At 69.9% G+C, this 17,168-nt stretch carries 21 protein-coding genes; 12 read left to right on the plus strand and 9 right to left on the minus strand.

Going from position 1 to position 17,168, the window contains the following annotated elements; translation table 11 throughout:
- The first annotated feature begins 1 nt into the window (after position 1).
- The 4 genes from ACSSVZ_RS20265 (at position 2) to ACSSVZ_RS20280 (ending at position 4,215) form a co-directional block, all read left to right on the plus strand.
- Positions 2 to 922, plus strand: coding sequence for an ABC transporter permease subunit (locus ACSSVZ_RS20265; protein WP_453972557.1), 921 nt, complete (start codon positions 2 to 4; stop codon positions 920 to 922).
- Positions 923 to 924: 2 nt separating this feature from the next.
- Positions 925 to 1,899, plus strand: coding sequence for an ABC transporter ATP-binding protein (locus ACSSVZ_RS20270; RefSeq protein ID WP_453972558.1), 975 nt, complete (start codon positions 925 to 927; stop codon positions 1,897 to 1,899).
- Positions 1,896 to 2,924 carry a dipeptide ABC transporter ATP-binding protein gene (locus ACSSVZ_RS20275; protein WP_453972559.1) on the plus strand — a complete coding sequence of 343 codons (1,029 nt, stop codon included), beginning with the start codon at positions 1,896 to 1,898 and terminating at the stop codon, positions 2,922 to 2,924. The genes ACSSVZ_RS20270 and ACSSVZ_RS20275 overlap by 4 nt, the downstream gene beginning before the upstream one ends.
- 76 nt (positions 2,925 to 3,000) lie before the next feature.
- Positions 3,001 to 4,215, plus strand: a complete 1,215-nt coding sequence (locus ACSSVZ_RS20280; RefSeq protein ID WP_453972560.1) for an adenylate/guanylate cyclase domain-containing protein — start codon at positions 3,001 to 3,003, stop codon at positions 4,213 to 4,215.
- A 77-nt stretch (positions 4,216 to 4,292) separates the two neighbouring features.
- Here ACSSVZ_RS20280 and ACSSVZ_RS20285 read toward each other — a convergent pair whose 3' ends face one another.
- From ACSSVZ_RS20285 to ACSSVZ_RS20305, 5 genes are all read right to left on the minus strand, one after another.
- On the minus strand, positions 4,293 to 4,940 hold the full coding sequence (locus tag ACSSVZ_RS20285) for a hypothetical protein (protein ID WP_453972561.1): 648 nt from the start codon (positions 4,938 to 4,940) through the stop codon (positions 4,293 to 4,295).
- Between the two features lie 101 nt (positions 4,941 to 5,041).
- Complete coding sequence (gene gpt / locus ACSSVZ_RS20290) at positions 5,042 to 5,554, minus strand: xanthine phosphoribosyltransferase (protein WP_453972562.1); 513 nt, start codon at positions 5,552 to 5,554, stop codon at positions 5,042 to 5,044.
- Positions 5,555 to 5,616: 62 nt separating this feature from the next.
- The gene (locus tag ACSSVZ_RS20295) at positions 5,617 to 6,381 is read right to left on the minus strand and encodes a competence/damage-inducible protein A (protein WP_453972563.1); all 765 of its coding nucleotides are present in this window, start codon (positions 6,379 to 6,381) and stop codon (positions 5,617 to 5,619) included.
- A 67-nt stretch (positions 6,382 to 6,448) separates the two neighbouring features.
- Positions 6,449 to 7,630, minus strand: coding sequence for an FAD-dependent monooxygenase (locus tag ACSSVZ_RS20300; RefSeq protein ID WP_453972564.1), 1,182 nt, complete (start codon positions 7,628 to 7,630; stop codon positions 6,449 to 6,451).
- 15 nt (positions 7,631 to 7,645) lie between these two features.
- Positions 7,646 to 7,891 carry a zinc-finger domain-containing protein gene (locus tag ACSSVZ_RS20305; protein WP_453972565.1) on the minus strand — a complete coding sequence of 82 codons (246 nt, stop codon included), beginning with the start codon at positions 7,889 to 7,891 and terminating at the stop codon, positions 7,646 to 7,648.
- Between the two features lie 267 nt (positions 7,892 to 8,158).
- Here ACSSVZ_RS20305 and ACSSVZ_RS20310 point away from each other — a divergent pair, with 267 nt between their 5' ends.
- The 4 genes from ACSSVZ_RS20310 to ACSSVZ_RS20325 all read left to right on the plus strand — a co-directional run bounded on the left by ACSSVZ_RS20310 (position 8,159) and on the right by ACSSVZ_RS20325 (position 10,792).
- The gene (locus ACSSVZ_RS20310) at positions 8,159 to 8,935 is read left to right on the plus strand and encodes an alpha/beta fold hydrolase (protein WP_453972566.1); all 777 of its coding nucleotides are present in this window, start codon (positions 8,159 to 8,161) and stop codon (positions 8,933 to 8,935) included.
- Positions 8,936 to 9,117: 182 nt separating this feature from the next.
- The gene (gene cysE, locus ACSSVZ_RS20315; RefSeq protein ID WP_453972567.1) at positions 9,118 to 9,966 is read left to right on the plus strand and encodes a serine O-acetyltransferase; all 849 of its coding nucleotides are present in this window, start codon (positions 9,118 to 9,120) and stop codon (positions 9,964 to 9,966) included.
- Positions 9,967 to 10,045: 79 nt separating this feature from the next.
- A complete protein-coding gene (locus ACSSVZ_RS20320; RefSeq protein ID WP_453972568.1) occupies positions 10,046 to 10,258 on the plus strand; it encodes a DUF3126 family protein in 213 nt (70 codons plus the stop codon).
- A gap of 6 nt (positions 10,259 to 10,264) precedes the next feature.
- On the plus strand, positions 10,265 to 10,792 hold the full coding sequence (locus ACSSVZ_RS20325) for a gamma carbonic anhydrase family protein (RefSeq protein WP_453972569.1): 528 nt from the start codon (positions 10,265 to 10,267) through the stop codon (positions 10,790 to 10,792).
- Between the two features lie 21 nt (positions 10,793 to 10,813).
- Here the strand turns inward: ACSSVZ_RS20325 and ACSSVZ_RS20330 are convergent, their stop codons facing one another.
- The gene (locus ACSSVZ_RS20330) at positions 10,814 to 11,467 is read right to left on the minus strand and encodes a transglutaminase-like cysteine peptidase (protein ID WP_453972570.1); all 654 of its coding nucleotides are present in this window, start codon (positions 11,465 to 11,467) and stop codon (positions 10,814 to 10,816) included.
- Between the two features lie 516 nt (positions 11,468 to 11,983).
- Between ACSSVZ_RS20330 and ACSSVZ_RS20335 the strand changes: the two genes are divergently transcribed.
- Positions 11,984 to 12,775 carry a rhomboid family intramembrane serine protease gene (locus ACSSVZ_RS20335; RefSeq protein WP_453972571.1) on the plus strand — a complete coding sequence of 264 codons (792 nt, stop codon included), beginning with the start codon at positions 11,984 to 11,986 and terminating at the stop codon, positions 12,773 to 12,775.
- Between the two features lie 402 nt (positions 12,776 to 13,177).
- Positions 13,178 to 13,609 carry a CBS domain-containing protein gene (locus ACSSVZ_RS20340; RefSeq protein WP_453972572.1) on the plus strand — a complete coding sequence of 144 codons (432 nt, stop codon included), beginning with the start codon at positions 13,178 to 13,180 and terminating at the stop codon, positions 13,607 to 13,609.
- Positions 13,610 to 13,855: 246 nt separating this feature from the next.
- Here ACSSVZ_RS20340 and ACSSVZ_RS20345 read toward each other — a convergent pair whose 3' ends face one another.
- From ACSSVZ_RS20345 to folE, 3 genes are all read right to left on the minus strand, one after another.
- The gene (locus tag ACSSVZ_RS20345; protein ID WP_453972573.1) at positions 13,856 to 14,890 is read right to left on the minus strand and encodes a patatin-like phospholipase family protein; all 1,035 of its coding nucleotides are present in this window, start codon (positions 14,888 to 14,890) and stop codon (positions 13,856 to 13,858) included.
- A 106-nt stretch (positions 14,891 to 14,996) separates the two neighbouring features.
- On the minus strand, positions 14,997 to 15,425 hold the full coding sequence (gene hisI / locus ACSSVZ_RS20350; protein ID WP_453972574.1) for a phosphoribosyl-AMP cyclohydrolase: 429 nt from the start codon (positions 15,423 to 15,425) through the stop codon (positions 14,997 to 14,999).
- A 2-nt stretch (positions 15,426 to 15,427) separates the two neighbouring features.
- Positions 15,428 to 16,036, minus strand: a complete 609-nt coding sequence (folE, locus tag ACSSVZ_RS20355) for a GTP cyclohydrolase I FolE (protein ID WP_453972575.1) — start codon at positions 16,034 to 16,036, stop codon at positions 15,428 to 15,430.
- 196 nt (positions 16,037 to 16,232) lie between these two features.
- On the opposite strand from folE, the gene ACSSVZ_RS20360 reads away from it, so the two are divergent.
- Together ACSSVZ_RS20360 and yidD are read left to right on the plus strand one after the other, a co-directional pair.
- On the plus strand, positions 16,233 to 16,682 hold the full coding sequence (locus ACSSVZ_RS20360) for an iron-sulfur cluster assembly scaffold protein (RefSeq protein WP_453972576.1): 450 nt from the start codon (positions 16,233 to 16,235) through the stop codon (positions 16,680 to 16,682).
- A 10-nt stretch (positions 16,683 to 16,692) separates the two neighbouring features.
- Positions 16,693 to 17,103: a membrane protein insertion efficiency factor YidD gene (gene yidD / locus ACSSVZ_RS20365; protein ID WP_453972577.1), complete on the plus strand. Its 411-nt coding sequence runs from the start codon at positions 16,693 to 16,695 to the stop codon at positions 17,101 to 17,103.
- Positions 17,104 to 17,168: the final 65 nt, after the last annotated feature.

Here is a 17,168-nt window from a genome sequence, read left to right on the forward strand (position 1 = left end):
GATGACCGATCGACTGTCCGCCGACCCCGCCGAGACCCCGAAAGCCGCCGGCTCGCCGCGCCTCGCCATGTTGCGGGAGTTCTGGTTCTATTTCTCCGAGAACAAGGGAGCCGTGGCCGGCTTCGCCGTGTTCCTGGCGCTGATCCTGGTGGCGCTGTTCGCGCCGCTGCTGGCGCCGTACGCGCCCGACGTCCAGTTCCGCGATGCACTCCTCGTGCCGCCCGTCTGGGACGAGAACGGGCGCGCCGCCTATCTCCTCGGCACCGACGCGGTCGGCCGCGATCTCCTCTCGCGGTTGATCTACGGCTCCCGCTATTCGCTGTTCATCGGCGTCGTCGTGGTGACGCTTGCGCTGGTCAGCGGCATCCTGATGGGGCTGCTCGCCGGCTTCTTCCGGGGCTGGGTCGACACCGTGATCATGCGGGTGATGGACGTCATCCTGGCGTTCCCGTCGCTGCTGCTCGCCCTCGTGCTGGTGGCGATCCTGGGACCCGGGCTGTTGAACGCGATGATCGCCATCGCGCTGGTGCTGCAGCCGCATTTCGTCCGCCTGACACGAGCCTCGGTGCTGTCGGAGAAGAACAAGGAATACGTCATCTCGGCGCGGGTGGCCGGGGCGGGCAACATCCGGCTGATGGTCAAGACGATCCTGCCGAACTGCCTGGCGCCGCTGATCGTCCAGGCGACGCTGTCGTTCTCCACGGCGATCCTCGACGCCGCCGCCCTCGGCTTCCTCGGCATGGGCGCCCAGCCGCCGACGCCGGAGTGGGGCACCATGCTCGCCGACAGCCGCGAGTTCATCACCCGCGCGCCCTGGCTCGTCACCTTCCCTGGCGTCGCCATTCTGATCACGGTGCTGGCGATCAACCTCGTCGGCGACGGGCTGCGCGACACCCTCGACCCCAAGCTGAAGCGGAGCTGAGGATGCCTCTTCTCGACATCCGCGACCTGTCGGTCACCTTCGCCACGTCGTCCGGGCCGTTCAAGGCCGTCGATGGCGTCGACATCGCCGTCGATCCGGGCGAGGTGCTGTCCATCGTTGGCGAGTCCGGTTCGGGCAAGTCGGTGGCGATGCTGGCCGTCATGGGGCTGCTGCCGCCGAGCGCCACGGTCACCGCCGCGCACATGGAGTTCGACGGCGTCGACCTGCAGGCGCTGTCCACCCGCCGCCGCCGGCGGCTGATCGGGCGCGACGTGGCGATGATCTTCCAGGAGCCGATGTCGAGCCTCAACCCGTGCTTCACGGTGGGCTACCAGATCGGCGAGGCGCTCAAGACCCATCTCGGCATGGGCCGCGCCGAGCGCAAGCAGCGCACCATCGAGCTGTTGTCGCTGGTCGGCATTCCCGAGCCGGAGAAGCGCCTGTCGGCCTTTCCCCATCAGCTCTCCGGCGGCATGAGCCAGCGGGTGATGATCGCCATGGCGATCTCCTGCCAGCCGAAGCTGCTGATCGCCGACGAGCCGACCACGGCGCTCGACGTCACCATCCAGGCGCAGATCCTCGATCTTCTCGTCGAACTCCAGAAGGAAACCGGGATGGCGCTGGTGCTGATCACCCACGACATGGGGGTGGTGGCCGAGACCGCGCAGCGGGTCGTGGTGCAGTACGCCGGCAAGCAGGTCGAGCGGCAGGAGGTGATCGGGCTGTTCGACACGCCCCACCATCCCTACACGGCGGCGCTGCTCGACGCGCTGCCCGACCGCGCCACCGGCGACCGTCTGCCCGCCATTCCGGGCGTCGTGCCGGGGCAGGGCGACCGTCCGGACGGCTGCCTGTTCAATCCGCGCTGCACCTTCGCCGACCATCGCTGCCGCACCGTCGAGCCGCCGCGCCAGCCGCCCAGCCTCGGCGAGGCGCTGTGCCACTATCCGCGCCATGCCGGCGAGGCCGCGGCATGAGCGGGATCATCGAGGCGACCGACGTCACGCGTCACTACGAGATCGGACGGGGCCTGTTCGGAGGGACCGCGGTCGTGCGGGCGGTGGCCGGTGCGACCTTCTCCGTGAAGGCCGGCACGACGCTGGCGGTGGTGGGCGAATCCGGCTCCGGCAAGTCGACGCTTGCCCGGCTGATCACCATGATCGAACCGCCGACCTCGGGCCGGCTGGTGATCGATGGCCACGTCATCGGCGAGCACGCGCCTTCGACCCGGCAGGAACGGGCGACGCTGCGCAGCACGGTGCAGATCGTCTTCCAGAATCCCTACGGCTCGCTCAACCCGCGCCAGAAGATCGGCACGATCCTGGAGGAGCCGCTCGTCATCAACACGCAGCTTTCGTCGGCCGAGCGCCGGGAGAAGGCGCAGGCGATGCTCCAGCGGGTCGGTCTGCGCCCGGAACACTACACGCGCTACCCGCACATGTTCTCCGGTGGCCAGCGCCAGCGCATCGCCATCGCGCGTGCCCTCATGCTCGATCCGAAGATCCTGGTCCTCGACGAGCCGGTGTCGGCCCTCGACGTGTCGATCCAGGCCCAGGTGCTGAACCTGCTCGCCGACCTGCAGGACGAGTTCGGGCTGACCTATCTGTTCATCAGCCACGACCTGTCGGTGGTCCGCTTCGTCGCCGACGACGTGCTGGTGCTCTATCTTGGCCGGCCGGTGGAGATCACCACGTCGGAGGCGATCTTCGCGCGGCCGCTGCATCCCTATTCGCGGGCGCTTCTGTCGGCGACGCCGGTTGCCGATCCGCGCCGCAAGCGGCAGAACATCAAGCTCACCGGCGAAATCCCGTCGCCCATCAACCCTCCGTCGGGATGCGCCTTCCACCCGCGCTGCCCCTATGCCCGCGAGGTCTGCGTGGCCGAAGATCCGCCGCTCTACCCGTACGAGGGTGCACAGGTCGCCTGCCACGGCGTCGTCGAGGGCTGGGTCGACGTCGAGGCGGGCTGGGGCACGCGCACGGAGCCGGCGACCGCGCCCTGAAACGTTGCTTGACGGGGGTCGCGTTCCGGCCGATGCGATCGGAACGACTGCAATTGGCTCTGCTCCAGGGGTACAGATGAATCCGACGGCATTCGCCGAACTCACCGAATGGCTGATGCGCGCCGGTCTCGACGGCATCAGCGAACCGGACCTCCTGGAGGGCTTCTGCCAGCGTGCGGTGAACGCCGGGTTTCCGTTGTCGGAGGTCAACGTCATCATCGACACGCTGCATCCGGTCTACGAGGGCAGGGTGTTCCGCTGGCGTCGCGACGATCCGGAGGTGCCGGCCATCATCGAGTACGGTCGCAGCGGGCCGGGCGGCGAGGAGGACGAGCGCTGGACCCAGAGCACCTTCTACCACCTGGTCCAGACGGGAGAGACGCATCTCCGCCGCCGGCTCTCGACCGGCGGCAAGGCCGAGTTTCCGGTTCTGGAGGAACTCGCCGCGCGCGGACAGACCGACTACGTCGCCCTGATCCACCGGTTTGCCGCCGACGGCATCATCGGCGAGATGGACTGCATCTATTCCTCCTGGCTTACCGATGGCGCGGACGGCTTCTCCGACGAGGCGCTCTCGGGCATGAAGGTGATGATCCTGCCGCTCGCGGTGGCAATGAAGTCCGCCTCGCTGGCGCGCATCACCCGCACGCTGGTGGAGACCTATCTCGGCCGCAACACCGGCGGCCGCGTGCTCGCCGGCAACATCGCCCGCGGCGTCACCGAGAAGATCAACGCGGTGCTCTGGTTCAGCGATCTGCGCGGCTTCACCCGGATCACCGAGACGGCCGAGCCGACCGCCGTCATCCCGTTCCTCAATTCCTATTCCGACGCGGTGATCTCGTCGATCCACGAGGCCGGCGGCGAGGTTCTCAAGCTGATCGGCGACGGCACGCTGGCGATCTTCGACGCGGCCGACCCGGCGCGCGGCTGCGCCATGGCGCTGGCGGCGGAGAAGGCGCTGCGCGCCCGCCTTCCGGCGCTGGAGGCGGAGCACCGGGAAACGGCGCTGCCGGTCACCACGCCCTATATCGGGCTGCATATCGGCGAGGTGTTCTACGGCAATGTCGGCAGCCGCGACCGGCTTGACTTCACCGTCGTTGGCCCGGCCGTCAACGAGACGAGCCGGGTTGCGGCCATGTGCCGGTCGGCCGAGCGGGACCTGTTGATGTCGGAGGCATTCTGCGCGGCGGCATCCGACGAGGACCGGCGGCGGTTCGTCTCGGTCGGCCGCTATGCGCTGCGCGGCGTCGAGCGCCCGCAGGAGCTGTTCACCGTCGACCCGGACGCCTGAGCGCGGAGGGGGAGAGGCGAGAACATCTTCCGATCAGGTGGAATCACCTGATCGGAAATGGGTTCAGATTCAATGCTCTAGAATGCCGGCTGCGCCACCCGCGAGAGGACGGTCGAACTCAGCCAGGCGGCGGGCGCGTCGCGGGGCGGGTCGGCCCGTCGCAACAGGCGGTTCGCGGCGATCGCCTCCCACGACCGGGCGAACGCCCGGTAGCTGCGCAAGGCCGGCGACAGGTCCACGTGGTTGAATGCGCGGGGCGCCGCCCGGCCCAGCACCCGGCCGTCCGCGTCCACCACCTCCAGGACGGCGCCTTCCAGCAGCCGGCGCACGAAGCGGTTGCGCGCCGCCATCAGCGCGGCGGAGCGGAAGCTCCCGCTGTCCATGCGCTCCAGGCCGCGCGCGAAGTCGACGCGCAGGCAGCCGTCGCGGAAGTCCAGCTCCAGCACCACCGTGGCGTGGCGGTCGTCGGATTGGCAGTGCAGGAACAGCCGCCCGGGCCGGCTCGACACGGTGAGGACGCCCAGGGCCTCGAACGGCCGCTCGGCGATGCCGCGCAGCCGCACCGACAGGCGGCCGAGCCGGGCCGCCAGCGTCTCGGCGATCAGCGCGTCGTCCAGCGGCTCGCGCTCGGCTTCCGACAGCGCCTCGATCTGGGCGGGGTCGAGCGCCTCCCGGAAGCCGGAGAGGCCGAGAAAGTCGTCCGAGACGGCTTCGAGAAGGGGCATCGCGCCTCGCGCATGGTCGACGGGAAAACGCCCGCCTCGGGGGAACCGGAACCAGAATGGCATGCGGCGCCGGACGAGCGCAATTGCCGGCCCGGCCCGGCTCAGGGCTGGCCGGAGATCGGCGCCTGGAAGCTGAGCCCCAGGTCCCAGGGGAAATAGATCCAGGTGTCCTGCGACACCTCGGTGATGAAGGTGTCGACCAGCGGCCGTCCCTTCGGCTTGGCGTAGACGGTGGCGAAGTGCGCCTTCGGCAGGAAGGCGCGCACCACCTTGGCGGTGGCGCCGGTGTCGACCAGGTCGTCGACGATCAGGATGTGCTCGCCCTGGTCGCCGCCGACGTCGGCGAGCGTCTGGCTCACGCCCTTCAGGACCGTCATCTCACCCTGGTGCTTGAACTCGTGATAGGAGGCGATGCAGACGGTGTCGATCAGCCGGATGCCCAGCTCCCGCGCCACGATCGCCGCCGGCACCAGCCCGCCGCGGGTGATGCAGGCGATGCCCTTGAAGTCGCCCTGTCCGGCCAGCCGCCAGGCGAGCGCCCGGGCGTCCCGGTGAAACTGGTCCCAGGACACCGGAAACGCCTTGTCCGGCAATGCGGTCGGCTCGATCGCCATGGGGGCCCTCGCTGGAGCAATGGAAAGGGGAGCCGTTCCGCGATGGCGGGACCGCGACGGCCCTAGCTGGCTTGTTCGAGTTTGGCGATCGCCGCCTCGATGGCGGCGATCGTCGCGGCGATCCGTTCAGGGTCGCGGCTGCGCACGACCACCTGGGTCCGGTACTGCTTGCCGTCGAAATGCGGGTACGAGCCGATGGAGACGTCGGCGAAGGCGCGCGCGATCTCCGACAGCGGCTCGGCGATGCGGCCCTCCGGCATCAGCGCCTCGACGGTTTCGCTGAGGATGCGCTGGCCGGTGCGCAGCCGCGGCCCGGTGCGCTCCAGCATGCCCTGCATGATCTTCGGCACGCCGGCCATCACGAACACGTTGCCCAGCTGGAAGCCGGGGGCGCCGGACACCGGGTTCTCGATCAGCTCGGCGCCGTGGGGGATGCGCGCCATCCGCAGCCGGGCCGGCGTCATCTCCAGGTCCGGATAGCGCTGCCGCATCAGTTCCACCGCCCGCGGATCGATCTCGATGCCCACCCCGAACGCCGTGGCGATGGCGTCGGCGGTGATGTCGTCGTGGGTGGGGCCGATGCCGCCGGTGGTGAACACGTAGGTGTAGCGGGCCCTGAGCGTGTCGACCGCCTCGACGATCATCGACGTGACGTCCGGGACGATCCGGACCTCCCGCGCCTCGATGCCGATCTCGGTGAGGTACTCCGCGATGAAACCGGCGTTGGTGTCCTTGGTCCGCCCCGACAGGATCTCGTCGCCGATGACGACGATGCCGGCGGTCACGGAGCGGGTGGCGGAGGCTTCGGGCTGGTCGGCGTCGGTCATCGGCGGATGTCGCTGTCGCGCTGGAGGGGAAACCGGTTCGCTCGTCTACCCCGAGCCGGGGCGGACCTCAAGCCGGCGGGGTCGGCGGACGCCAGCCGTAGATGCGGTCCATCCGCTTGAGAAGCCTGGCCGGACCCAGTGCGGCGAGCGCCAGGTCGCGGCCGAGCGAGGCAGGATAGGGCAGATGGTAGATGCGGGCGAGCCGCTCCGCCTCGCGCCAGATCGCCACCACCCGCGGCTTGCGTCGGCGCTCGTAGGCGGCCAGCGCCGCCTCGGTCGGGCCGTGCATGCCGATCGTCGCCGCGAGCTCGGCCGCGTCCTCGATGGCCATCGCGCCGCCCTGGGCCAGGAACGGCAGCATGGCGTGGGCCGCGTCGCCCACCAGCGCGATGCGGCCGCGCGTCCAGCGGGCACCCGGGTCGACCGAGTAGAGCGGCCAGCGCGTCCAGGACGGCACCGCCTCGAGCAGTCGGCGCAGGCCCGGGTCGAGGCGGGCCAGCGGTGCGGCGGGCAGGGCGGTTTCCGCGTTCAGCCGGTCGGCCGGGTCGGCCGCCGCCGGATCGGCCATCACCACGACGAGGTTGGAACGTGCGCCACCGGCAATCGGATAGCGGACCACGTGCACGCGGAGCGCGAGCCAGAGGTCGGTCGTCGGGGGCGCCTCGCTCTCCGACGGTGGCCGGTCGACCACGGCGCGCCAGGCGGTCTGTCCCGTTGCCCGCGCCGTCACGCCATTGACGGCGGCGCGCAGCGTCGACCAGACGCCGTCGGCCACCACCAGCAGCGGCGCGCGGCGCGGACCCGACGCCAGCTCGAGGGTGACGCCGCCGTCCCGCTCCGATGCGGAGAGGATGGTCGCGCCGAGGGTCAGCGTGACGCGCGGCGAGGCAGCGACGGCGTCCACCAGCACCCGTTGCAGGTCGGCCCGGTGGATCACGCGGTAGGGCGCCCCGTAGCGCATGAGGGCGGCGTCGCCCAGCGGCACCCGGGCGATCGTCCGGCCGTCCCGGCCCGATCGCATCTGCACGGAATCCGGCTGCACTGCGTGCGCGTCGAGCGCCGCATCGAGGCCGAGCTGCGACAGCAGCCGGCCGACGTTCGGGGACAGCTGGATGCCCGCGCCCACCTCGCTCAGCGTCGTCGCCCGCTCGTACACGTCGACGTCGTGGCCGAGCCGGGCGAGCTGCAGCGCTGACGTCAGCCCGGCGATGCCGGCGCCCGCGACGGCGATCCTGCCTGGGTCATCCATCGACGGAAGGAGCGGTCAGGCCGCCGCTTCCTTGAACTCGCAGTCCGACGGCCTGGCGTCGTGGGGGGAGAGGGCGGGGTCGAGGATGTAATGGGTGGAGCAATAGGGGCAGACGATCTCGCCCTCGTTGCCCATGTCGAGAAACACGTGCGGATGGTCGAAGGGCGGCCGGGCGCCCACGCACATGAATTCCTTCGCGCCGATGTGGATCCGGTCGATGCCCGGATCGTTCTGGAAATGGGGAATGACATTGTCCGACATGGCCGGCGCTCCGCAAATCTCGTCGGTGAATTCGCGCGGACGATATCCCGCGTCCGGCCCGGATGCAAAGGGGCGCGGCGATCTGCGCCATGCGCCTGCGCCGCCGGGCCGGGCCGGCTGGGGCGGCCGCCGTCCGGATGCCCCGGATCGGACGCGTTCCGATCGTCCGCACGCGTCGGATCCAGAGCCGGTTCTTCCCCCGCGGGTGTTTCCCCCTGGTCGGAAAAGGCTCTAAGGTCCGCCGCGTCCCTGCTTGAAACCCTGCGAGTGAACGTGGCTTCTCCGTACCCGACCCAGACCTTCTCGTCCGACGGCATTTCCATCGCCTATTTCGACGTGGGCGAGGGCGAGCCGATCCTGCTGATCCACGGCTTCGCCTCCTCCAAGAGCATGAACTGGGTCACCCCCGGCTGGGTCGACACACTGCTGAAGGACGGCCGCCGCGTCATCGCCCTCGACAACCGCGGCCACGGCGAGAGCGAGAAGCTCTACGACAGCGACGCCTATCCGGCCGACGTGATGTCGGGCGACGCGGCGCGGCTGATCGACCATCTGGAGCTCGGGCGCGTCGACGTGATGGGCTACTCGATGGGCGCCCGGATCTCCGCGTTCCTGTCGCTCGCCCATCCCGAGAAGGTCCGCAGCGTCGTCTTCGGCGGGCTCGGCATCGGCATGATCCGCGGCGTCGGCGGCCAGGATCTCATCGTCGCGGCGCTGGAAGCGCCGTCGCTGGCCGAGGTCACGACGCCGCTCGGCCGCAAGTTCCGCCAGTTCGCCCAGCAGACCGGCAGCGACCTGAAGGCGCTCGCCGCCTGCATGCGCGCCTCCAGCAACCGGATCTCCGCCGACGCCATCGCGGGCCTCAAGCCGCCGGCGCTCGTTGCCGTCGGCACCACCGACGACATCGCCGGCTCCGCCGAGGAGCTCGCGGCGCTGATTCCCGGGTCGAAGGTCTGCGCCATCCCCGACCGCGACCACATGCTCGCCGTCGGCGACAAGGTCTACAAGGCCGGCGTGCTGGACTTCCTCGCCGCCCGTCCCTGACCGGGCGGCCCGGGTCCGGTGGGCGGTCGCCCGCCGTCCGGGGCCGCGGGTTTGACCTTCGCGGGGAATTCGGCCATGTCCCCGCATCGGTGATCGTGGTCTGCGGCGTGGCTTTGCCTCCGCCGTCCGAAGCACTATCTTCAAGGCTCGGATCGCGACCCACCAGGAAAGGACACGCGGCCATGTCTCCCATTACCGAGCGTGAGAGCGCCGAGCGCGGCAACGTCGCTCCGCTGGCCAGTCACGATCCTGTCTGGGAACGGATCCGCGAGGATGCCCGGCGGATCTCCCACAACGAGCCGGCGCTCGCCGGCTTCATCCACGCCACCATCCTCGACCAGTCGAGCCTGGAAGACGTCATCAGCCAGCGCATCGCCGACCGGCTGGGCGACGCCGCCGTCGGCCCGACCCATCTCCGGCACGCCTTCAACCAGGCCTTCGCCGCCCGCCCGGACCTTGCCGACATGCTGCGCGTCGACATCGTCTCGGTCTACGAGCGCGACCCGGCCTGTCACCGGCTCATCGATCCGGTGCTCTATTTCAAGGGCTTCCAGGCCATCCAGACCCACCGGCTGGCCAACTGGCTCTGGCACGAGGGGCGCCGCGACTTCGCCTACTATCTCCAGAGCCGGGCCTCGGCCGAGTTCCAGGTCGACATCCATCCGGCCGTGCCGATGGGGCGGGGCATCTTCATCGACCACGCCACCGGCGTCGTCGTCGGCGAGACCGTCGTCATCGAGGACGACGTCTCCATCCTGCAGGGCGTCACCCTCGGCGGCACCGGCAAGGAAGACGGCGACCGTCATCCGAAGATCCGCCGCGGCGTGCTCATCGGCGCGCACGCCGCGATTCTCGGCAACATCGAGGTCGGAAACTGCGCCCGTGTCGCCGCCGGATCGGTGGTGCTGAAGGCCGTCCCGCCGAACACCACGGTTGCGGGCGTGCCGGCGCGTGTGGTTGGAACGGCGGGCTGCGCCGAGCCGGCCCGGTCGATGGACCAGATCCTGGCCGATTTCGACGCGCGCGCCTGAGCGCGTTCGGACACTCGTGCGGGACGGCATCGCTGCCGTCGCGCGACTTCTCACACTCGTTACCTGACCGGAGGATTTCTTGGACAAGGCGGAAATCGCGAAACTTCAGAACTACATGCAGCGGAAATTCGGCAATCCGACGCTGACGCTGCGTGCGCGGCCGAAGAAGTCCGATTCCGCCGAGGTCTATCTCGGCGAAGAGTTCATCGGGGTGCTGTTCCGCGACGACGAGGACGAGGACCTGTCGTGGAACTTCACCATGGCCATCCTCGAGCTCGATCTGGAGGAGTAGGCACCGATGTCGCTGTACGCGCTCGACGGGGTCGGCCCCGATCTTCCCGGCGACGGGGCATTCTGGGTCGCGCCCACCGCCGTCCTCATCGGCAAGGTGCGCCTGCACGTCGATGCGAGCGTCTGGTGGGGCGCCGTCCTGCGCGGCGACAACGAATGGATCGAGATCGGCGAGCGGTCGAACGTCCAGGACGGCTCGGTCTTCCACACCGATCTCGATGCGCCGCTGACCATCGGCAAGGACTGCACCATCGGCCACAAGGCGATCCTGCACGGCTGCACCATCGGCGACAATTCGCTGGTCGGCATGGGCGCCACGGTGCTCAACCACGCCCGGATCGGCCGCAACTGCATCATCGGCGCGAATGCGCTCATCGCCGAGGGCAAGGAGATCCCCGACAACTCGCTGGTGGTCGGCATGCCGGGCAAGGTGGTGCGCACCCTCGACGAGGCGTCGGCCCGGGCGCTCACCGCCAGCGCCGCCCACTACGTGGCCAACTGGAAGCGCTACGCGAACGGGCTCGAGGCGCTGTAGCGCCGCGTTGCCGGCGGATCGTTAGTCCTGGGGGCGGGTGGTCTGGACGCTCGGCGCGCGGACCGAGCCGACGGCCTGCGTGGCGCGCGGATCCAGGACCCGGACCCAGGCCCGCGGATTGCGGATGCGCTGGCGCTTCACGTACGTGTACGGCCGATTGTTCCAGGGCAGGATCACGTCCGTGCGGTTGTCGAGGATCAGGTCGCCGCGATCGGTGCCGACGGTGAGCACGGCGTGGCCTTCGCCGTTCTCGTCGCGCACCACGGTGATCAGCAGCACGCTCGATGGCCAGCCCTTGCCGATCAGCCGGTGGCGTTTCAGCAGAACGTAGTCCTCGCAGTCGCCGGCCGTCTGGGGAAACGTCCAGAATTCCTCGCGGCCGTAGAATTCCTGGTCGGTGGTCGGACTGATCGTCCGGTTGACGCTGCGGTTGGTCTCCACGAGTTCCACCCAGCGGTCTTCGGTCAGCACCACGGCCCGGGACGGCTCGCCGTTCTCCTGGCAGTCGACGGGGAAACGGGTGCAGAAGTCGACGAAGCCGTCGGGGGCTTCGGTGTCGGCCGCCAGCGGCATGAACCGGTTGGTTTCGGCCTGAGACGGCGTCGGGGCGGCGAGAACCCATGCGAGACACGGGGCTGCGAGCCAGGCCAGGGCAATCCGGTTGATTGGCTTCATTGAGTTGGAACCCTGGACCGACTGGACGCTCGGCTCGATTGCCGATGGCGGAGCTTCGTCGGTCGGTCGCCGCGGTAGTTTTATGGAGGTCGCAACCGCGACAACCGACCGACTGTGGAAACAGTCTTGCCACGGATCGACTTGCCGCCCGATGAAACGGACGGCTTGCAATTGAATTGAACCGACACGAGCGGGGCTACGAATAAGTAACGATGTCAGGCCGCTGCACGCCATCGCTCACCTTGTCTCGCAGACACTGCGGCTCTATCACCACTGGAGCGTTGCGCCGGGATCTGCTTGGTTGGGCCGCGGGCGCGGCGCAGGTGTCGTGACCGCCCTGTCGTCGCCGTCGTTCCGATCGGACGGCTCCGTCTCCTGGACGCAGCTCCAGACCCACGCATCGAACCAGGCCCCCTCCGGACGTGTTCGTTCTGACCGGGGCAGGCCACTGGCGCGCTTGCGCCGCCCCCGACCGAAGGACCGGCCGCCGACCATGTTTGCAGAGCGCCCCGTTTCATGAGCCTGTCCGACCGCCCGCGCGGCGAACCCATGTTCACGATCCCGCAGACGGTGGTCTGGCTGACGGCGGTACTGGTCCTCGTCCACGTCGTCCGCACCGTGCTGCTCTCCTACGAGGCGGACGTCGGCGTGCTGCTGCTGTTTGCCTTCATCCCCGCGCGCTATGCCGGCGACATCTTTTCCTTCTACCTGCCGGCCGGTCCCGATGCCTACTGGTGGAGCCTCCTCAACCAGGGGGCCGCCGTCTGGTCGTTCCTCACCTACGCCTTCCTGCACGGCAACGTGACCCACCTTCTGGTCAACTGCCTGTGGCTGGTGGCGTTCGGCAGCGCGCTGGCCCGGCGGTTCGGGCCCGCCCGCTTCCTGGCTTTTTCGGCGGTCGGCGCGGTCGCCGGGGCGGCCATCCATCTGGCTCTGCATTTCGGCGACATGGTGCCGGTGATCGGCGCCTCCGCGGCGATTTCGGCCCAGATGGCGGCGGCCGCCCGCTTCGTGTTCCAGACCGGCGCGCCGCTCGGCGCCTTCCGGGTGCCCGACGACCGCGCCTACCGGGTTCCGGCGCTGACGCTGGCGCAGACGGTGCGCAGCCCCCGCCCGATGATCTTCGTGGGCGTGTGGTTCGGCATCAATCTGCTGGTCGGGCTGGGCTCGGCCTCGATCGTCGGCGGCGGCGAGGTCATCGCCTGGGAGGCCCACATCGGCGGCTTCATCGCAGGCCTGCTGCTGTTCCGCTTCTTCGATCCGGTCAAGCCGCTCCACCAGCCGCGCGCCGGCCGCTGGTCGGCCTGAAACCTCTTCCGATCGGGTGGCTCACCCGACCGATCGGAAGACGCTCCGGAATCAGGCCCTCGAGCAGGTCCTCTCCGTTCCGCCCGCGTGGGCTCCGAACGGGACTCGCCAGGGCATCGGACCGGAAACGGGAGCCGGTCTCGGCAAACGCCCGATGCCGGCATAAATCCATGGAATCGTTCACGTTTCGGTGCGACCGGCCGGCCAGGCCCGGTGCCGGGATGATTCCGTCTTGTCCGCGGTGATCTTCGTGCCATCATTCTAGGTCCTGATCGGCGGTTGCGGCCGACAGGCCAGCGCCGCGGCCGATCTCGAACCTTGCCGATCCTGTGGCGTCACACGATCGCCAGGGACTGCTCGGGACCGGCCCTGGAAAGAGGCGCGTCGAAAAGGGAGGCGACTATGACCGTGGCATCCATTCTGGCCGACAAGGGCCATGACATCGTCACCGCGACAGAGGCAGAGACGGTTGCCGACATCTGCCGGCGGCTGACCGAGCACAAGATCGGTGCGATTCTGGTGACCAGCCCCGACGGGGCGATCGTCGGGATCCTGTCGGAGCGCGACATCGTGAAGGCCTGCGCCGGGCATGGGCCGGCGGCGCTGGAGCGCTCCGCCGCGGACCTGATGACCCGCTCGGTGGTGACGGTCACCCCCGACGACACCATCGCGACGGTGATGGAACGCATGACCGCCGGCCGCTTCCGCCACATGCCGGTGCTCAAGGGCGGCCGCATCGTCGGCGTCATCTCCATCGGCGACGTGGTCAAGCACCGCATCGCCCAGGCCGAGCGCGAGGCCGAGGAAATGCGCAGCTACATCGCCACGGCCTGAGCAAATCCCAGGAAAAGTGCCCTTGCGGTTTTCCGTCCGGGATTGGCGGGAGACAGGCAAATCCCAGGAAAAGTGGGAACCGGTTTTCCGTCCGGGATTTGCGGGAAGAGAATCCATTCCCCTCACGCCGTGTTCGCTTGCGCTCACCGGCTCCGGGTGGGCGGCCTGACCGGCCGGCGCGCGGTCGCGCGCTGGCTTCGCAAATCCCAGGAAAAGTGCCCTTGCGGTTTTCCCCCGGCCGGGCGTCTACCGCAGGGTCTCGATCAGGTGGCGGATGTCGTCGAGGCCGCGCCGGGTGGCCTCGGCGCCGATCTCGATGGCCTCGTCGGCCCGGTGGAAATCGAACAGCCCGATGTCGCCCAGCCGCGGCCCGATGGCGTAGTCGGGCGGATCGCCGGCCATGCGCGAGCGGGTCAGCCGGTCCTGCATGATGTTGTAGGATTCCATCATCACCCCCATCAGGCCGGGCAGGTGGGCGTCGTCGTCGCCGAACAGCTGCATCCGCAGGCGTTCGCGCAGCGCGTGGAACAGGCCGTGGCCGTCGTGCGGCCCGGCTTCGGCGTCCTCGGCGTCCTGCGCGGCCCGGGCGGCCTCGGCCGCCTCCGGCAGCGCGTCGACCGGCCCCGGCGGCATCGCGTGCACCACCGTGGTGCCGCGGCCGAAGATGTCGGAGTGCAGGTTGATGGCGATCACCACCCGCGCCCCCAGCGCCCGGCAGGCCGACACCGGCACCGGGTTGACCAGCGCCCCGTCGACCAGCCAGCGGCCGCCGATCTGCACCGGCTGGAACACCCCGGGCAGCGCGAACGAGGCGCGCAGCGCCGGCACCAGCGCCCCCGAGCGCAGCCAGATCTCGTGGCCGGTGCCCAGTTCGGTGGCGACGCACAGGAACGCCCGCTCCATCTCCTCGATGCGGATGTCGCCGAGATCGCGCTTCAAGAGCCGCACCAGCCGCCGCCCGCCGATCAGCCCGCCGCTGCCGAACACCGGGTCGATCAGCCCGACCACGTTGCGGCGGGTGAGGGAGCGCGCGAAAGCCTCCAGCGCGTCGAGCTTGCCGGCCATGGCGGCGGCGCCGATCACCGCGCCGATCGACGTGCCGGTGACGATGTCGGCGCGGATCCCGGCCTCCTCCAGCACCCGGATGGCGCCGATGTGGGCCCAGCCGCGCGCCGCGCCGCCACCGAGCGCCAAGCCGATGCGCGGCGTGAACCCCTTCGACCACACCGGATCGGCGGAGGGAACCGGTGCGGGACGGGCGGCGGGGTCGGTGAGGGTCATGATCCGGGGGTCGCAAGGAGGGGCGGGGTGGCTCTCGTCGGCACGACCCTGACCGCACGGCGTCGCCAGGGCAAGCCGTGCGTGGCGCCGGCGCCGTGCCGCCGGCTCAGTCCTCGATGAACTGCAGCGTGCCGCGCGTCGCCGCGCCGGGCCCGAGCGGCACCCGGCGGTAGAAGCACGAGGTCCGGCCGGTGTGGCAGCTGGAGCCGTCGCCGGCCACGCGCACCCGGATCCACACGGCGTCCTGGTCGCAGTCCACCCGCATTTCGGCGACGCTCTGCACCGAGCCCGACGTATCGCCCTTGCGCCAGAGGCTGGCGCGCGAGCGGCTCCAGTAATGGGCGATGCCGGTCTCGATCGTCTTTTCCAGTGCCTCGGCGTTCATGTGGGCGACCATCAGCGGCAGCCCGGTGTCGGCGTCGGTGACGACGCAGGTCACCAGCCCGTCGGCGTCGAACTTCGGGCGGAACGCGGCCGCCTCGTCCTGGGCGGCCTTGTCGAGCGGCGGGGGGAACGGCGTCGTGCTGTCGGCCATGCTCAGCCCCGCACCATCGAGATGAACCGCGCCTGCTCGGCCGCATCGTCGCGCAGCAGGCCGGAGAAGCGCGTGGTGATGGTCAGCGCGCCGGCCTTGGCGATGCCGCGCATCGACATGCACAGGTGCTCCGCCTCGATCATCACCGCCACGCCGCGGGTGCCCAGCGCGGCGTCCATGGCGGCGACGATCTGCGCCGTCATCGTCTCCTGGGTCTGCAGGCGGCGGGCGTAGATGTCGACCAGCCGGGCGATCTTCGACAGCCCGACGACGCCGTTCGCCGGATAGTAGGCGACGTGCACCTTGCCGAAGAACGGCAGCATGTGGTGTTCGCAGTGGGAGTGGAAGGCGATGTCCTTCACCAGCACCATGTCGTCGTAGCCGGCGACGTCCTCGAACACCCGGTCGAGCACCAGCTGCGGGTCGGCGTCGTAGCCGGAGAACAGCTCGGCGAACGCCTTGGCGACCCGCGCCGGGGTTTCCAGAAGGCCTTCGCGCGAGGGATCGTCCCCCGCCCACGCGATCAGCGTCTTCACGGCGGCCTCCGCCTCGGCGCGCGTGGGACGGGTCGCGTCCTCGGGGCGGGCGGGGGTGTCGGCTATGGCATCCATCTCGAGACCTTCTCGCATGCGTCGGGCCGGACATGCCCGGGCGGGCGCGTCCGGACCGCCAGAGGTAGACCGGGTGCGCCTGGAGCGCGACCCCTTCATTGGAGAATCCGCCCAAGGGGCCATATAAGGAAAAACGCGCGCTTCGCCATGCGCGCCCACGACATTGCGCTCCCACATTGCGCCCGATGGATTCGCCATGCTCGACGACCTCTACAACGACCGGATCCTGGAATTCGCCGGCAACATCCCGCGGCTCGGTCGCCTCGATCATCCCGACGCCACCGCCACCGCCCATTCGCGGCTGTGCGGCTCGACCGTCACCGTCGACATCCAGCTCGCCGACGGCGTCGTCAGCGATTTCGCCCACGACGTGAAGGCCTGCGCGCTCGGGCAGGCGTCGTCGTCGATCATGGCGCGGACCGTCGTCGGCTCGACGCCGGAGGAGCTGCGCGGCGTCCGCGAGGCCGTCCGCAGAATGCTGAAGGAGAACGGTCCGCCGCCCGAGGGGCGCTGGGCCGATCTGCGCTATCTCGAGCCGGTGCGTGCCCACAAGGCCCGCCACGCCTCGACGATGCTGACGTTCGATGCGGTGGTCGACGCGCTCGACCAGATCGAGGCCCGCGCCGACCAGGCCGCCACCGCCTGAGGGCACGCGCATGTCCGCCGATCCGGCGCCGCATCCCGAACCGGTCGAAGGGCACCGCGGCTGCGGGCATGATCATTCGGCAGCCCCCGCGATCCCCGGCCGTCGCCGCGGTCCCGGCGTTCTCGTCGGCCGCGGCCTGATCCGCCTCTACCAGCTGACGCTGTCGCCGCTGGTCGGGCGCCACTGCCGCTATCTGCCCACGTGCTCGCAATATGCCGACGAGGCGATCGCCCGGCACGGCTTCTGGGCCGGAGGCTGGATGACGCTGGCGCGGATGGCCCGCTGCCAGCCGTTCGGGGCGTCGGGCTTCGATCCGGTCCCGGAGCGGGCCGGGCATTCGGGCGGCCGCTGGTACCGGCCGTGGGCCTATGGCTGCTGGACGGGGCGCCACATCGCCCCCAACACCCGCCTCGACCGCTGAGCCGATCTGCCGCAGGCGCGCTCCGCGCCCGTCGAGGTTGACCGGACGTCCGCGCGGCGCCAAAA

Source organism: Amorphus sp. MBR-141 (assembly GCF_053628695.1).

What these genes read in the sequence shown, in the direction of transcription:
- ACSSVZ_RS20270 (WP_453972558.1), top strand. Translation starts at nt 925, where the DNA reads ATGCCTCTTCTCGACATCCGCGACCTGTCGGTCACCTTCGCCACGTCG.
- ACSSVZ_RS20280 (WP_453972560.1), top strand. Translation starts at nt 3,001, where the DNA reads ATGAATCCGACGGCATTCGCCGAACTCACCGAATGGCTGATGCGCGCC.
- ACSSVZ_RS20360 (WP_453972576.1), top strand. Translation starts at nt 16,233, where the DNA reads ATGCTCGACGACCTCTACAACGACCGGATCCTGGAATTCGCCGGCAAC.
- cysE (WP_453972567.1), top strand. Translation starts at nt 9,118, where the DNA reads ATGTCTCCCATTACCGAGCGTGAGAGCGCCGAGCGCGGCAACGTCGCT.
- yidD (WP_453972577.1), top strand. Translation starts at nt 16,693, where the DNA reads ATGTCCGCCGATCCGGCGCCGCATCCCGAACCGGTCGAAGGGCACCGC.
- ACSSVZ_RS20300 (WP_453972564.1), bottom strand. Translation starts at nt 7,630, where the DNA reads ATGGATGACCCAGGCAGGATCGCCGTCGCGGGCGCCGGCATCGCCGGG.
- ACSSVZ_RS20340 (WP_453972572.1), top strand. Translation starts at nt 13,178, where the DNA reads ATGACCGTGGCATCCATTCTGGCCGACAAGGGCCATGACATCGTCACC.
- ACSSVZ_RS20305 (WP_453972565.1), bottom strand. Translation starts at nt 7,891, where the DNA reads ATGTCGGACAATGTCATTCCCCATTTCCAGAACGATCCGGGCATCGAC.
- gpt (WP_453972562.1), bottom strand. Translation starts at nt 5,554, where the DNA reads ATGGCGATCGAGCCGACCGCATTGCCGGACAAGGCGTTTCCGGTGTCC.
- hisI (WP_453972574.1), bottom strand. Translation starts at nt 15,425, where the DNA reads ATGGCCGACAGCACGACGCCGTTCCCCCCGCCGCTCGACAAGGCCGCC.
- ACSSVZ_RS20330 (WP_453972570.1), bottom strand. Translation starts at nt 11,467, where the DNA reads ATGAAGCCAATCAACCGGATTGCCCTGGCCTGGCTCGCAGCCCCGTGT.
- ACSSVZ_RS20275 (WP_453972559.1), top strand. Translation starts at nt 1,896, where the DNA reads ATGAGCGGGATCATCGAGGCGACCGACGTCACGCGTCACTACGAGATC.
- ACSSVZ_RS20265 (WP_453972557.1), top strand. Translation starts at nt 2, where the DNA reads ATGACCGATCGACTGTCCGCCGACCCCGCCGAGACCCCGAAAGCCGCC.
- ACSSVZ_RS20285 (WP_453972561.1), bottom strand. Translation starts at nt 4,940, where the DNA reads ATGCCCCTTCTCGAAGCCGTCTCGGACGACTTTCTCGGCCTCTCCGGC.
- ACSSVZ_RS20335 (WP_453972571.1), top strand. Translation starts at nt 11,984, where the DNA reads ATGAGCCTGTCCGACCGCCCGCGCGGCGAACCCATGTTCACGATCCCG.
- folE (WP_453972575.1), bottom strand. Translation starts at nt 16,036, where the DNA reads ATGGATGCCATAGCCGACACCCCCGCCCGCCCCGAGGACGCGACCCGT.
- ACSSVZ_RS20295 (WP_453972563.1), bottom strand. Translation starts at nt 6,381, where the DNA reads ATGACCGACGCCGACCAGCCCGAAGCCTCCGCCACCCGCTCCGTGACC.
- ACSSVZ_RS20325 (WP_453972569.1), top strand. Translation starts at nt 10,265, where the DNA reads ATGTCGCTGTACGCGCTCGACGGGGTCGGCCCCGATCTTCCCGGCGAC.
- ACSSVZ_RS20345 (WP_453972573.1), bottom strand. Translation starts at nt 14,890, where the DNA reads ATGACCCTCACCGACCCCGCCGCCCGTCCCGCACCGGTTCCCTCCGCC.